The organism is Bdellovibrio bacteriovorus (genome assembly GCF_001592755.1).
Classification (GTDB): domain Bacteria; phylum Bdellovibrionota; class Bdellovibrionia; order Bdellovibrionales; family Bdellovibrionaceae; genus Bdellovibrio; species Bdellovibrio bacteriovorus_E.
Map to the genome: position 1 here is coordinate 128,510 of NZ_LUKF01000003.1, position 13,476 is coordinate 141,985.

Genomic DNA, 13,476 nt, shown 5'->3' on the forward strand with positions numbered 1-13,476 from the left:
TCAGAACTATTAGATATAGTTAAGCCGCCCTTTTGATTTTAGCGCGTCCATAGGTAACCCAGCGCAGGAATTCATTCAGATCTCCTGATTGCGCGGAAGTAGATCGTGCTAACATTCTTTCATCAAACAGACAGAAGAATCTAGACTTCGCTCTTGTAACAGAAACGTTTAATCGTCGTGGGTCAGAAAGAAATCGCAAATCTTCTTTCGAGTTTCCGGAACTTCCAAGGGATAGAAATATCGCTTCTCTTTCTTGGCCCTGAAATCTTTCAACAGTATCTACAAGAACCTGAGACGCTACTGCCACTCCAAATCGACTTTGCAAGGATGCATTTACGACGCCTGCCTGAACTCGATAAGGACAAATGACGCCAACATTTTTGGGGTTTTCCTTCACCCTTAGCAGTCTTTCAATTTTATCTACAATAAAGTTAGCTTCCTGCTGTGAATACCTATCGGAGGTACTAGGCTTAAATTTCTTAGGTACGACGAAACCGTCAGATACAAATGCCGTGCTATCAGAAAAATAATCTCGATTTGCAACCGAGACATGGGGAAGTAATTTTCCGCGATAAAACTTTTCCGACGACCAGCTCTGAATTTCACGTCTCATACGATATTGGGTTTCAAGCATTGGCATGTCTTGAGTCGTGAATAAAGAAAATACGTCATCAAAAGGTAAACGATCATGGCTCGAAGACAGAACAGGGGGCAGTTGAAACTGATCTCCTACCAATACCAGCCGTTTGGCAGCCCGCTGAATAAAAGGCCAGAAGTAAAGCGGTACTTGTCCAGCCTCATCAATAACCATCAAATCAAATTTCGGAGCCGTTCTGCTACTGAATGCCAGCTGGTGAAGAGTGCAACCAAACAAATTATTCTCGTTTAAGTCCTCACTAAAGCCAGGAGCGATGAAATCCTCTTGATCAAGATTTCTTCTATAATGTTCTTTACGAATTTTATCAGAGTTCCCCACTCTCACCCAGTCTTCAGCGCAACCGTCTTGAACAACTTTTGCTAACAAATTATCAACTGCCGCATGAGTAAATGAGGTAACACAAACTTTCATATTAGAATTCAAAGCCAATGCTATGACAGCTCGAAGAAGATGCGTTTTTCCCGTTCCTGGAGGCCCTTGAATAGCACCGCTTAAGTTGTTTTCAATCAAACTATGGACGGCGATCTTTTGAGAATCGTTAAGATCGTTGTAAAGCTCCTTGAACTTCGGGTTATCAGCCGAGATTTTATATTCACCTGTGTTGAGCAATATAGGAGAGCCAGACCTAGGCATCTCTCTGAGTTTTCTTATCAGAATGTGTTTAAAGATGGATGAAGAACTTTTAAAAAGAAAAACCTCTCCAATGTCACCTGCATCTATGAGATGAGCTCCCGAAATTGTAACTTCAATCTTTCCCGGAGACGGATAGGCAACTGCATCCACTTTCCATCCGTTTGAAAATTTAACCGAAGCATCTGCATTGAATACCTTGGTTCGAATATCTACTCGGTCCCCAGGCCTGAATCGAGAGTAAAAAGCATCCCCGCAAAGCTTCCAACTTAAAAGCCCACACTTTTCCTTGAAAACTAACGGCCCCAACGCATCAGCGCTTTCACAAATATGACTCAACGGCGAATCGATCTCGAACCTATGCCTAGCATATTCGGCTCGTTCTTCGGAATGTATCATTCTGATAACGGCTTCTAATTCAATTTTAGTAGTAGGCTTCATCTTGGATAAACATTTCGGAGTTTTTCCAGGAAACTTAACAAAGGTCTATTTATGGAAGGACTTAGGCTTTCGAAGAACGATGAGTACAGAATAGAACAGATCTGACACTAACGAACCCACAAATAAAAAAAGGAAGCTCAAGGCTTCCTTTCTATTTCCATCGTTTGTAGGGTCGGCCACTTCTTTTAGATTGAAATGGCGGGGTGGACGGGACTCGAACCCGCGGCCTTCCGCGTGACAGGCGGACGTTATAACCAACTTAACTACCACCCCACATCGATTTGGAGAACCTTTTATAGCCACAGTGGTCGCGCAATTCAATCAATTTTTTAATAAACGTTTAAAAAGAGCTTAACAAGGGGTAGCAATGCCCTCTTTTTGAGCATTACCCAGTTTCAGCTCCCCGTCCTTACCGCCCAAACTACGGACTGCAACATCAGGACGGCTTGGAAAACCCCGATTTCGGGTATACTGTGAGGGCTCTTGTCTAATAGGAGATACCATGAAAAAGGCCCTTATCTTTGCGACCCTTTTGTTGTCCCAAGCCGCTTTGGCTGAAACAGTGACTTACAACGTGGAAGGCATGCACTGCGGTTCTTGCGCAAAAGCCATCCAAGCTCAAGTTTGCAAAATGGACGGACTGGAAAAGTGCGAAGTGAGCGTTGGAAAAGTTGTGTTGTCGTCAAAAACCGGTGTGAACATTTCCCAAGATCAAATCCAAGCCGCAATTTCTAAGGCGGGTGAGTACAAAATCACGGGCTCTTCGAAAGCGAAATAAAAACTTCTTAACAGAAGAAAACAAATCTGCATTTAGTCTTGCACGATAAATTGACTGTCTCACCGACGCTCTGTCGATGACGACGGCGATGACTTTTGCCATAATTATCTTATGGCTACTCTTGATACTCTTGGAAAAAAAGGTCGTCTTCTCATCATCGATGATGAGTCGGAATTACGCGAAGTTCTGATGGCTCTGCTAGAAGAATCCGTGGGAGAAATCACTCAAGCCGCAAACGGCCTTGAAGGCATTGATCTTTTAAAAACTCATCAATTCGATGCCGTCCTTTCTGACGAAAAGATGCCCAAGAAATCAGGCCTGGAAGTCCTTAAATGGATGCGCGAAAACAATCTTAAGATCCCATTCATTATTCACACCGGCTATGGCCAAAAAGAGATGGTTGTCGAGGCGCAACGCTTAGGCGTATATGCCTTTATCGATAAACCTTGGGATGAGCGTAAGCTGATCCGCACCGTGGAAGAGGCTCTTCGCTCCGGCATGGAGCAACAGAAGTAGCTAGTTCTTGTTTTAGTTCCCCTCCTCGATCAAAATGGAAGTCTTTCCGGGTCAATGACCCTAGAACAGGATTTCCTCATGAATAAACTTTTTTGGCTCGATATGGAGATGACAGGTCTCGATGTCGAAAAAGAAGTGATCATCGAAGTTGCAGCCATCGTGACAGACCTTAATTTCAAAGAGCTAGACACATTTGAAACTGTCGTTAAACAACCGCAAAAATATTTGGACAATATGGACGCTTGGAATACCGAGCACCACAAGAAGTCCGGCCTGACGGCGAAAGTTCCATTCGGTATGGAGCCAGATCAAGTCGAAGCCAAACTTGTCGATATGGTGAAAAAGCATTTCCCCGATCCCAAAGACCGCCCGATCCTTGCGGGAAATTCGATCATGCAAGATCGTCTTTTCATCGACAAATACATGAAAGATCTTGCGCCTCGCCTGCACTATCGCATGGTGGATGTGTCGTCTTGGAAAGTGATCATCAATAACAAGTTCAACTACGTTTATCAAAAGGCGAACAAGCATCGCGCCCTTGATGATATCCGCGAGAGCATCCAAGAGCTGCGCGCTTATTGCGATAAAATGACTTTCAATAAATAGATTCTTAAAGGCCTCTGCATCCCAGAGGCTTTTTTCATTTTCAAAGCCTGACTTTGCACGGAGTTTCACCGTGACAAATAAAAGGCCAACACCTTATATAAATCATGCCTCAGAAAAACGAAGAATCTAACGACACCGCTTTTAAAAACTGGATCAATGAAGCTTTAGTCAAACGCATGGCGAAGCACATCTCTCATCATTACCCTGCGTTCGACGAAAAAGCTTTTATCAAACTCAGTCACAAACTGCCCAATCTCGAGTTAAAGCCGCGCATGCGTTTGATCTGCGACTTTTTAAAAACTCATCTTCCCGAAGACTATAATAAAGCTTTGGCAATCTTGTTAAAGGCAACGACGAAGCCGGCCCCCGGTGTAACCGCAATGAAAGGTTTTGATCTTTGGGCCTTCACGGAATACGTGCATCGTTACGGCCTTAAAGACTTCGAAGAATCCATGAAGGCGCTGCACACCTTCACCGAACTTTTCACCGCCGAATTCGCGATTCGCCCGTTCCTGATCCACGAAGAAAAAAGAACGCTCAAAGTTTTGCACAAGTGGAGCAAAGACAAAAACCACCACGTCCGTCGTTTGGTCTCAGAGGGCTCTCGCCCACGCTTACCTTGGGGCGAGCAACTAAAAAGTTTTATCAAAGATCCAACGCCCACCATCGAACTTTTGGATAAGTTAAAATACGACGACGAACTTTACGTCCGCAAATCCGTCGCTAATCATCTTAATGACATCTCTAAAGATCATCCAGACATCGCTGTCAAAGTGGCAGCCCGATGGTTGAAAGAGGCACCCGCCAAGCACAAAGAAAAAATCGAATGGATCGTACGCCACGCCCTTAGAACTTTGCTAAAAAAAGGAAACGCCGACGCCTTAAAGCTTCTAGGCTATGAAAACAAAGGCAAAGTCCAAATCAAAAATTTACTCTTGGTAAGTGATAACGTAAAAATCGGCAGCCACCTAGAATTCTCATTCGACGTAGCCAGCACCGAAGCCGCCCAAATCATGGTCGATTACTTAATCCACCACAAAAAAGCCAACGGCGGAACCAGCCCCAAAGTTTTCAAACTGACAACGAAAACAATGAAACACAAAGAAGTGATAGCGATAAAAAAGAAACACTCTTTCAAACCAATCACAACAAGAGTGTACTATCCAGGAACCCACTACCTAGAAATCATGGTGAACGGAAAACTTCTAGCGAAGATCCCCTTCACTCTAAAAAAATAAAAAAAGGGAGCCAGTAAAGCTCCCTTTTTCAATTCAAAAAAATCACCAGCACACAAAATGCAACGAGGACCATCGCTTTCGCTAGATCCTCGTAATTGAACCCCTTTGTCCGTAACCAAACAAAGGAGTCCGATATGCGTAAACACAAGTTACGTATTCTTCGGCAGATTCTAGCAATAACTAAAGCAATGCTAGTGATAATTCTGCTAATCCTGACAATCCTAGCAAAGCTAAAAGTAATTTAAAGAGTCCCTTTGAAGCTCCACCAACTGTACAAACAGTGACTGAAGGACCAAGGTCGGGACTAAAAATCCACGAGACAAAGCCTTTTCAAGGAACGAAGACTCTAGCGAAAGCACCATCTCAAAAAAAAGCGGCGCAAAGCCGCCAGATCCCAAAACAAAAAATGACCAAAAAAGCTTTCAACAGCAAAGAAGAAGTCGTTTCCCTAATACCATCACCGAAACTAACGGCACAATCTCCAGCCTTGCTGACGAGGTAGGAGGATGGCGAGCGGCAGAACCGAGTTCCGCAGCGCCCGACACTCCAACCCAGCAATCAGAAGACAAAAGAAAAAAGAAAAGGGAGTCTACAAGAGACTCCCTTAGCGCGAGGACTGTCCGAGCGTTCGCCGCTCGCCATCCTCCTACCTCGCCAGCAAGGCGGGTCGATTAGTAACGATAGTGTTCCGGCTTGAAAGGCCCATTAGGAGAAGTATGAAGATACTTAGCCTGTTTAGAAGAAAGCTTAGTCAACTTCACTCCTAGTTTGTCTAGGTGAAGCGCCGCCACTTTTTCATCAAGGTGCTTAGGCAAGCGGTAAACAGAGATCTCTTGGTACTTATCACGGTTCGTGAAAAGCTCCATTTGAGCCAACACTTGGTTCGTGAATGAGTTACTCATTACGAAGCTTGGGTGACCTGTTGCACAGCCCAAGTTCACCAAGCGACCTTTTGCAAGAACGATCACTTGACGACCGTTTTTCAAAGTGTGGATGTCCACTTGTGGTTTCACTTCACGAACTTTTGAGTTCTTGTTCAACCAAGCCATATCGATTTCGATATCGAAGTGACCGATGTTGCACACGATCGCGTTGTTTTTCATCATGTTGAAGTGTTTGTCAGTGATGATGTCGCAGCAACCAGTTGCTGTTACGAAGATGTCAGCGATTTTCGCTGCTTCTTCCATCGTCGTCACTTCGAAACCTTCCATTGCCGCTTGCAATGCACAGATAGGATCGATTTCAGTGATAAGAACGCGAGCACCCAATCCACGAAGAGAGTGTGCAGAACCTTTACCGACGTCGCCGTAACCAGCAACTACGCAGATTTTACCAGCAACCATCACGTCCGTCGCACGTTTGATACCGTCCGCCAAAGACTCACGGCAACCGTAAAGATTGTCGAATTTAGATTTAGTGACAGAGTCATTGATGTTGATCGCAGGAACTTTCAACTTGCCGTTCTTAAGAAGAACTTCAAGGTTGTGCACGCCTGTTGTTGTTTCTTCTGAGATACCGATGATTTTCTTCATCTCTTTTGCGAAACGTGGCTCGTGCATCATGTTTGTAAGGTCACCACCGTCATCAAGAATCATGTTGAAGCCTTCCTTGCCCCAACCTACGATAGTTTGTTCGATACACCAGTTGAACTCTTCTTCAGTCAAACCTTTCCATGCAAACACAGGGATGCCGGCTGCTGCGATCGCAACTGCCGCGTGATCTTGTGTCGAGAAGATATTGCAAGAAGACCAACGAACTTCCGCACCCAACTCTACAAGAGTTTCGATAAGAACCGCTGTTTGGATTGTCATGTGAAGGCAACCAGAAATGCGCGCGCCTTTCAATGGTTGTTGTTTTTTAAATTCTTTACGAACGGCCATCAAACCTGGCATTTCAGTTTCAGCGATCTTGATTTCTTCGCGGCCCCATTTAGCCAACTTTTCGAAGACTTCTGGATTTTCCATCGCCTCTTTGCAAACTTTAAAGTCGCCAGAGATAGTTTTTGCAGCTGGTTTAGCTGCTGCTTTAGCATTTTTTTTCATTGCGGATTTCCCGTTTGTTGTCGTTAGTGACATTGAGTTTCCTCTTGTTAGTTTATAAAAAATCAAAAGTTGCTTCAGCCTACGCGACCAGGCGCTTCGGCTCTACCGGCTAACGCCGAAGAAGCTGCTTCAGCTTCCGCGACTTCTGTCGCCCAGCTCTGCCGGCTGCCGCCGTTACGGTAAAGTCAAAATTTCGTAACCAGTATCCGTCACAAGAACGGTATGTTCAAACTGTGCGGATAATAGACCATCTGCGGTATGATAATATTTGATCGAAGAGCCGGTAATATCAAACTCCACGATTTCATCTGTACCTTGGTTTACCATGGGCTCGACAGTGATGCAGTGGAAAGGAACAAGGCGCTCGCCTTTGCCTTTTTTACCGTAAGACGGAACGAAGGGTTCGTCGTGGAAGGTACGGCCGACACCGTGACCGCCAATCTCTTTCACGGTTGTGTAGCCCTTGCGAGTCACGTACTTGTGAGTTTCAAAGCCGATATCGCCGGTAAAGCCGCCAGGTCTGATTGTTTCAATACCAATATCGCGAGCCATGCGGGCAGTTTCAATCAGGTCCTTGGCATCTTCTGAGACGTTTCCGATGGCATACATCTTTGATGTATCACCGAAGAAACCATCAATCCAAGCTGTGACATCGACGTTGATGATATCGCCTTCTTTAAGGATGGTCTTATCGTCGGGAACCCCGTGACAAACAACTTCGTTCACAGAGGTACAAGTGTACTTAGGATAGCCGTGATAACCCAGACACGCAGACTTAGCGCCTTTTGTGAGCATGAAATCATTGGCAAGCAGATCGATTTCATTCGTCGTGATCCCCGCTTTTACGTACTTATCCAGATACGTCAAAGTATCGGCAGCGATACGGCAGGCACGGGTCATTTTTTTGATTTCTTCTAAAGATAAAGGCTTAATTCCCATAGAGGGGATATATAGCACAGAGGCCGGCCCTTGGATAGGCCGTAAAAAGAGAAAAGCCTAGGGGTTACCTAGGCTTTTTGAATCTAGTTCAGTTTAAACTGACTCTAAGACCTATTTAAGGTGCTTAGAAACCAATTTAGTCATATCGAACATAGAAACAGTCGTTTTGCCGCCGAAAACTTCTTTCAATTTAGCGTCAGCATTGATGTTTCTTTTGTTTTTAGAGTCTTGAAGACCGTTCTTTTTGATGTAAGCCCAAAGTTTTTTAACAACTTCAGTACGTGGAAGTGGAGAAGCACCAACAACTGCTGCCAAAGCTGCAGATGGAGTCAACGCTTTCATGAATGCAGCGTTTGGTTTACGTTTTGTAGCAGCTTTTTTAGGAGCAGCTTTTTTCGCAGCAGCGGCTTTTTTAGGAGCAGCTTTTTTTGCAGCTTTTTTTGGAGCAGCTTTTTTAGCTGCAGCTTTCTTAGTAGTAGCTTTCTTAGCTTTCGCCATTTCTAAATTCCTCCGTTAGGTTTTTAGTCTCGTTTATACGAATGAGCTTAGTGTGTATCTAAGTCGAGGGGTTTGTCCAAAAAAAAATGCAGGCTTTTCATTTTTTTTTGCGCATCTGCTGCGGAAACCCCTCTGAAAAGGCACTTTTCCCCTCGGGAAATGCGGTTTTCCCCTAGAGAAAACGCCTGATTCCCTAGGAAAAAGGTCGATTTCTCGATGGAAAACCGCTTCTGGACTGCGATTTTTCGGGGGTGTCCCGATAAGAAACGCATGAGTTTTCAGGCAAGCTTCAAACAAATTCTTCGAGACAAAATGGGTGAAAACACCCATTTCTCCCCTGAAAAAGAAGCTTCTCCCCTGAACTCCGACCCGGCTCACATGGCTTTTTTGCTTGGTCAAATCAACCGTTTAGAATTTCAAACGCGCCGAGGACACTACCCGCAACCGAAAGTTCGTCCACAAAGAAAGGCGCACAACTTCACACCTTCGCAAAAACTTGCTTATGAGTTCATGAAGACCTGGGTGCATGACTTGCACGAGGGATTTACTGCTACCGAACTTAAGAAGGCCTTTCGCCAAGCGGCCCTTGCTCTTCACCCGGATCATGGTGGAAATACGCAGCAATTCTTAGAGCTCAAAGCGCATTACCAGACCTTGCGCGAACTCGTCTCACCCTAGGTCGGTCAAATTTTTATTACAATTCTGAAATAGCTTAAGCCGTTTTTGTTTATACCCGAAAAGCAAAATGAGACAAAACGGAAGTACGGCACCATGTATGACTTAGAGTTTACGTCAGAAGATGCATATAATAAGAGGATCACCTATTTCAAGGTGATCTACTTCATTGGTATTGCTGTCTCGTTCGTCTACCTCGTTAAGTTCAACTTCGAATACAAAACCAGCGAATACAACTCTGTCTTAATCCCAATGTGGCTGATCTATGCTTTATTGCCTCCCCTTGTACTGAAGACCTCAAAGAATTATCTGCTCTCAGCCCTGACCCTGAGCCTTTGTTCTGCTTCGATCGTCGCTTACTTATTATATACCGCTGGCGGAGGAGACGCCCCGGGGGTCTTCTGGTTAGCGGCGATTCCCTTGGTGATGGGTATTCTGATGGGGCTCCCAGGAGCTGTGACGGGATACTTTATCGTTTCCGGGATCATCCTGTTTTATTGGTATTTAAAGGCAAAAGGCCTTGGGCCCAATGTCATTGAAGAATACGGCGATTACGGTAAAGAGAAACTTTTTAACCTGGTCACCTTCCTGATCTTCTCATGCTTCACCACCCATCAATATATTATGGGCGAAGAACGTTTCATGAAGCGTTTGATGGAAAAGAACCTCGATATTGAAAACCTCTTGAGAGTCCTGATCCACGATATCGCAAACACTTTGTCTTCGATGACTTACAATCTGGTTAAAGCCAAAGAGGATCGAGAAAACTTAAGTTCCCTGGAGTTTGAAAAGATTGAAAAAGCTGTCGACGACATCAACAGCCTGCTTGCTCAAGTTCGACATTTGAAATCGGTGAAGGACGGAAAAGCTGCTCTGCCTTTAAAGCCTATCTCTTTGACCTTGGTTCTTCATGAGGTCTACGAAAGCACTTTGGATTTAGCTCAGAAAAAAGGAATCAAGCTGTCTTTGGATATTTCCCGAGACCGCATGCTGATCAATGGCGAAAAAACCATCCTAAGCAACGTGGTGCTTTTAAACCTACTTAATAACGCCATTAAATTTTCTCATCCCGGAGATCGCATCGAGCTCAAAGCTTACGCCACGGATTCACAGGTGGTGATTGAGATCCAAGATTATGGCATCGGCATCCCGGCTTCGATCCTGCCTCAGATCTTTAACATCAATGCCCAGACTACACGTGCCGGCACCCAAGGGGAAAAAGGGACTGGTTACGGAATGCCGCTAGTTAAAGAGTATTTACAGATGATGGACGGCACCATCGAGATCTTTTCGCAAGAAGCCCCTTCACACAGCCAACCTCGCGGCACCAAGGTCGTCTTGACCCTGCCTTTAGCTACGTAAGGCAAAAAAAAGGCTCCCGTTTTGAGAGCCTCTTTCTTGAAAGTATCTGATATTCAGTCTTAAACCATTTTGAAGCGGATGCGCTTTGGAGCGGCATTTTCGCCCAAACGTTTTTTACGGTCTTCTTCGTATTCCGAGAAGTTTCCGGGGAAGAATTCAATCTTCGAGTCGCCTTCAAACGCCATGATATGTGTACAAACGCGGTCTAAGAACCAACGATCATGCGAGATCACCACAGCAGATCCACCGAACTCTAACAAAGCTTCCTCAAGAGCACGCATGGTATTGACGTCCAAGTCATTCGTCGGCTCATCCAGAAGCAATAAGTTCGCCCCTTGCTTAAGGATCTTCGCCATATTGACACGGTTTCTTTCACCACCCGACAACTGACCGACTTTCTTTTGTTGGTCGGTTCCAGAGAAGTTAAACCACGAAACGTACTGACGAGCATTGATCTCACGAGTTCCCAATTGGATCACGTCTTGACCGCCTGAAAGCTCTTCAAAGATCGTTTTATTCGGATCCAAAGTTTCACGCGTTTGATCAACGTAAGCGATTTTCACCGTCTCTCCGACTTTGAAAGTACCAGAATCTGGATTTTCTTTACCTGTGATCATACGGAACAATGTCGATTTACCCACACCGTTCGGCCCGATAACGCCCACGATCGCACCACGAGGAATGGTGAAGCTGACGTCGTCCAAAAGAACTTTGTGATCGTAAGCTTTTGTGATGTTTTTCGCCTCAACGACGATATCACCCAAACGAGGTCCTGGCGGAATGTAGATAGACATCTCTTGGATTTTCTCTGGCGAGGCTTCTTTCAATAGATTTTCGTAGTTAGAAATACGCGCTTTTGATTTCGCCTGACGAGCTTTCGCACCTTGACGGATCCAATCCAACTCGCGCTCTAAAGTCTTGGCTTTGCGAGCTTGGTCTTTGGCTTCGTTGGCTTGACGCTTGTCTTTTTGTTCTAGCCAAGATGTGTAGTTTCCTTTCCAAGGAATGCCTTCACCACGATCAAGTTCTAAGATCCAGCCTGCAACGTTATCCAGGAAATAACGGTCATGCGTAACTGCGATCACAGTTCCTGGGAACTTCGAAAGATATTGTTCAAGCCATGCGACAGATTCTGCGTCCAAGTGATTCGTCGGCTCATCCAGCAATAAGATGTCGGGTTCAGACATGATCAATCTTGCCAAAGCCACACGGCGCTTCTCACCACCTGAAAGGTTTGTCACAGGAAGATCGCCATCTGGACAGCGAAGAGCATCCATCACGATTTCGATTTTTTGATCAACGTCCCAAGCTCCCAAAGCTTCCAATTTTTCTTGGATTGCGCCTTGTTTTTCAATCAGCTTATTCATTTCGTCTGGATCCAAATCCGGATCAGAGAATTTGTCGTTGATCGCGTTGTATTCGCCCATCAATTTCGGCAATTCACCCATACCGGCGAAGATATTTTCTTTCACCGTTAGTGCGGGATCCAAGTGCGGTTCTTGCTCGAAGTAACCGACTTTCATTGTTTTGGATGGAAAAGCTTCACCGAGGAAGTCCTTATCCACACCTGCCATAATTCTAAGCAAAGTCGACTTACCAGAACCGTTCAAACCAAGAACACCGATCTTTGCGCCATAGAAGTAAGAAAGGTAAATATCCTTCAACACGTATCTTTGTGGAGGATATACTTTACTTACGCCCTTCATTGTGTAGATAATCTCTTGAGACATGATGTCACACTCCTAAAAGAGAGTATCTTTACCAGGCTAAAAATACTTGTCAAATGGAGTTCCATTTATGAAACTGTCGCCCCTGTGCATGAAGCACTTTCGGCAAACAAAATAAGCAGATTGTAATTAGCATAATGAGTGACGACGTCTTAGAGAAACAATCGAATACGCTTCTAGAAGCCGCGGCGGAACGTTCGGAAACCTCCGAAAAGCCCTCTTCTTCGCGCAAATCGCTGTTTGGAAACCTGAATAAGGATCTAACCGAAGCTCTGAATAGCTGGGACACTCTGACAGAACAGATGTCCAATCGCATCTCTCCTGAAGAAGAGCAGCTTCGTGAAGTCAAAAGACTTCTGGGCGAACTCAAATCCAAACTGAACGAATTCGCCGATTAATTTACTTTCTGTCGTGCTTGCTGCCCCCAAGACATTCGGGGGATTCGAAATTCAAGGCCGCTTTTTGCTTTTCCCATTCTTCGGGCGTCAGCGTTTTCTGCGTCAAGGCATGAAGACCGCTTTGCAGTTCTTCTTTTAACAGCTCATTGATCATTCTTTGACGATCGATGCGGGACTTCCCCGTAAACTTCTCAGAGACCACCAAAACTTTGAAATGAGTCTCGCTGCCAGGGGGAACAGAATGCATAAAGCTCTCGTTTTCGATTTCCATATGGATCGGAACGAGAGCTTTGCTTAAAATATCATTCAAACGAGTAGCACGTGTGGACATGAAACCTTTTTATTTTTTATCAATCTTGGATTTTACGTAATCCAAGCCCATTTTCGCCATGACGAAAACGCCTTTTTCTTCGAGCTTCTTTTCCACATCTTTGGCAGTACGTAAAGCTTTTGCTGCTGCCATTTGCGCCAAAGGATGTCCGACCGGAAGACCTTCAAACTGACCGTCGTGCACCCATTCTTCAGCCACGGTGTCAGCCAACTCCATCACCTTAGGAGCTTTCATGCGGATCAATTCGCTGCCGTAGAATTCTAAGTGAACTTTTTGCGGGCCTTCGCCATTAGAAGACATCATATCTTCGTGAGAAGTATCTTCTTCAGAAACGCGGTGAGCTTCCACCGTGATTTCTTCAGGACGAACACCTTCATTTTGCGCTTCCGTGTTGATCGAATCGGCTTCCTCGATGGTGACTTCAGCCTCATCAACGATGACACCGGCGTCGTTCATAATCGCAGCCGTTTCCATCTCAATGTGTTCTTCATCGTGAAGAGCTTCATCAGCTTCCATCTCGTGACGAGGGCGACGCTTCGGCGCGTGCTTATCACCATGGTGAGCTTTTTTGTGCCCGCCTTTAGAAGAATGTTTCTTTTTACCGTCGTAGTGCTTAATTTCTGGCATGTGACACCTC

At 45.1% G+C, this 13,476-nt stretch carries 14 protein-coding genes and 1 tRNA gene; 7 read left to right on the forward strand and 8 right to left on the reverse strand.

The features are described from left to right. Positions 1 to 19: 19 nt before the first annotated feature. Together AZI85_RS04495 and AZI85_RS04500 are read right to left on the reverse strand one after the other, a co-directional pair. Positions 20 to 1,729 carry an AAA domain-containing protein gene (locus AZI85_RS04495; RefSeq protein WP_063242962.1) on the reverse strand — a complete coding sequence of 570 codons (1,710 nt, stop codon included), beginning with the start codon at positions 1,727 to 1,729 and terminating at the stop codon, positions 20 to 22. 196 nt (positions 1,730 to 1,925) lie between these two features. Next, positions 1,926 to 2,002: transfer RNA gene (locus AZI85_RS04500), tRNA-Asp, on the reverse strand. 229 nt (positions 2,003 to 2,231) lie between these two features. Here AZI85_RS04500 and AZI85_RS04505 point away from each other — a divergent pair. From AZI85_RS04505 to AZI85_RS04520, 4 genes are all read left to right on the forward strand, one after another. Next, complete coding sequence (locus AZI85_RS04505; protein ID WP_063242963.1) at positions 2,232 to 2,507, forward strand: heavy-metal-associated domain-containing protein; 276 nt, start codon at positions 2,232 to 2,234, stop codon at positions 2,505 to 2,507. Between the two features lie 111 nt (positions 2,508 to 2,618). Further along, complete coding sequence (locus tag AZI85_RS04510) at positions 2,619 to 3,023, forward strand: response regulator (RefSeq protein WP_063242964.1); 405 nt, start codon at positions 2,619 to 2,621, stop codon at positions 3,021 to 3,023. Between the two features lie 78 nt (positions 3,024 to 3,101). Next, positions 3,102 to 3,629, forward strand: coding sequence for an oligoribonuclease (gene orn / locus AZI85_RS04515; RefSeq protein ID WP_063209313.1), 528 nt, complete (start codon positions 3,102 to 3,104; stop codon positions 3,627 to 3,629). 104 nt (positions 3,630 to 3,733) lie between these two features. Then, positions 3,734 to 4,867, forward strand: a complete 1,134-nt coding sequence (locus tag AZI85_RS04520) for a DNA alkylation repair protein (RefSeq protein WP_063242965.1) — start codon at positions 3,734 to 3,736, stop codon at positions 4,865 to 4,867. Positions 4,868 to 5,538: 671 nt separating this feature from the next. Here the strand turns inward: AZI85_RS04520 and ahcY are convergent. From ahcY to AZI85_RS04540, 3 genes are all read right to left on the reverse strand, one after another. Further along, complete coding sequence (gene ahcY, locus AZI85_RS04530; RefSeq protein ID WP_063209307.1) at positions 5,539 to 6,942, reverse strand: adenosylhomocysteinase; 1,404 nt, start codon at positions 6,940 to 6,942, stop codon at positions 5,539 to 5,541. Positions 6,943 to 7,083: 141 nt separating this feature from the next. Further along, entirely contained in the window at positions 7,084 to 7,866 is a 783-nt protein-coding gene (gene map / locus AZI85_RS04535; protein ID WP_253720838.1) for a type I methionyl aminopeptidase, read from the reverse strand. Positions 7,867 to 7,959: 93 nt separating this feature from the next. Beyond that, the gene (locus AZI85_RS04540; RefSeq protein ID WP_063209303.1) at positions 7,960 to 8,346 is read right to left on the reverse strand and encodes an SWIB/MDM2 domain-containing protein; all 387 of its coding nucleotides are present in this window, start codon (positions 8,344 to 8,346) and stop codon (positions 7,960 to 7,962) included. A gap of 270 nt (positions 8,347 to 8,616) precedes the next feature. Between AZI85_RS04540 and AZI85_RS04550 the strand changes: the two genes are divergently transcribed. Continuing rightward, positions 8,617 to 9,024 carry a J domain-containing protein gene (locus tag AZI85_RS04550; protein ID WP_063242969.1) on the forward strand — a complete coding sequence of 136 codons (408 nt, stop codon included), beginning with the start codon at positions 8,617 to 8,619 and terminating at the stop codon, positions 9,022 to 9,024. Between the two features lie 93 nt (positions 9,025 to 9,117). Then, positions 9,118 to 10,383 carry a sensor histidine kinase gene (locus AZI85_RS04555; RefSeq protein WP_063242970.1) on the forward strand — a complete coding sequence of 422 codons (1,266 nt, stop codon included), beginning with the start codon at positions 9,118 to 9,120 and terminating at the stop codon, positions 10,381 to 10,383. Positions 10,384 to 10,442: 59 nt separating this feature from the next. Here the strand turns inward: AZI85_RS04555 and ettA are convergent, their stop codons facing one another. After that, complete coding sequence (gene ettA, locus AZI85_RS04560; RefSeq protein WP_063242971.1) at positions 10,443 to 12,113, reverse strand: energy-dependent translational throttle protein EttA; 1,671 nt, start codon at positions 12,111 to 12,113, stop codon at positions 10,443 to 10,445. Positions 12,114 to 12,247: 134 nt separating this feature from the next. Here ettA and AZI85_RS04565 point away from each other — a divergent pair, with 134 nt between their 5' ends. After that, positions 12,248 to 12,508, forward strand: coding sequence for a hypothetical protein (locus AZI85_RS04565; RefSeq protein ID WP_063242972.1), 261 nt, complete (start codon positions 12,248 to 12,250; stop codon positions 12,506 to 12,508). Position 12,509: 1 nt separating this feature from the next. Here AZI85_RS04565 and AZI85_RS04570 read toward each other — a convergent pair whose 3' ends face one another. Together AZI85_RS04570 and AZI85_RS04575 are read right to left on the reverse strand one after the other, a co-directional pair. Beyond that, on the reverse strand, positions 12,510 to 12,839 hold the full coding sequence (locus tag AZI85_RS04570) for a BolA family protein (RefSeq protein WP_063242973.1): 330 nt from the start codon (positions 12,837 to 12,839) through the stop codon (positions 12,510 to 12,512). A 9-nt stretch (positions 12,840 to 12,848) separates the two neighbouring features. Then, a complete protein-coding gene (locus AZI85_RS04575) occupies positions 12,849 to 13,466 on the reverse strand; it encodes a hypothetical protein (protein WP_063242974.1) in 618 nt (205 codons plus the stop codon). Positions 13,467 to 13,476: the final 10 nt, after the last annotated feature.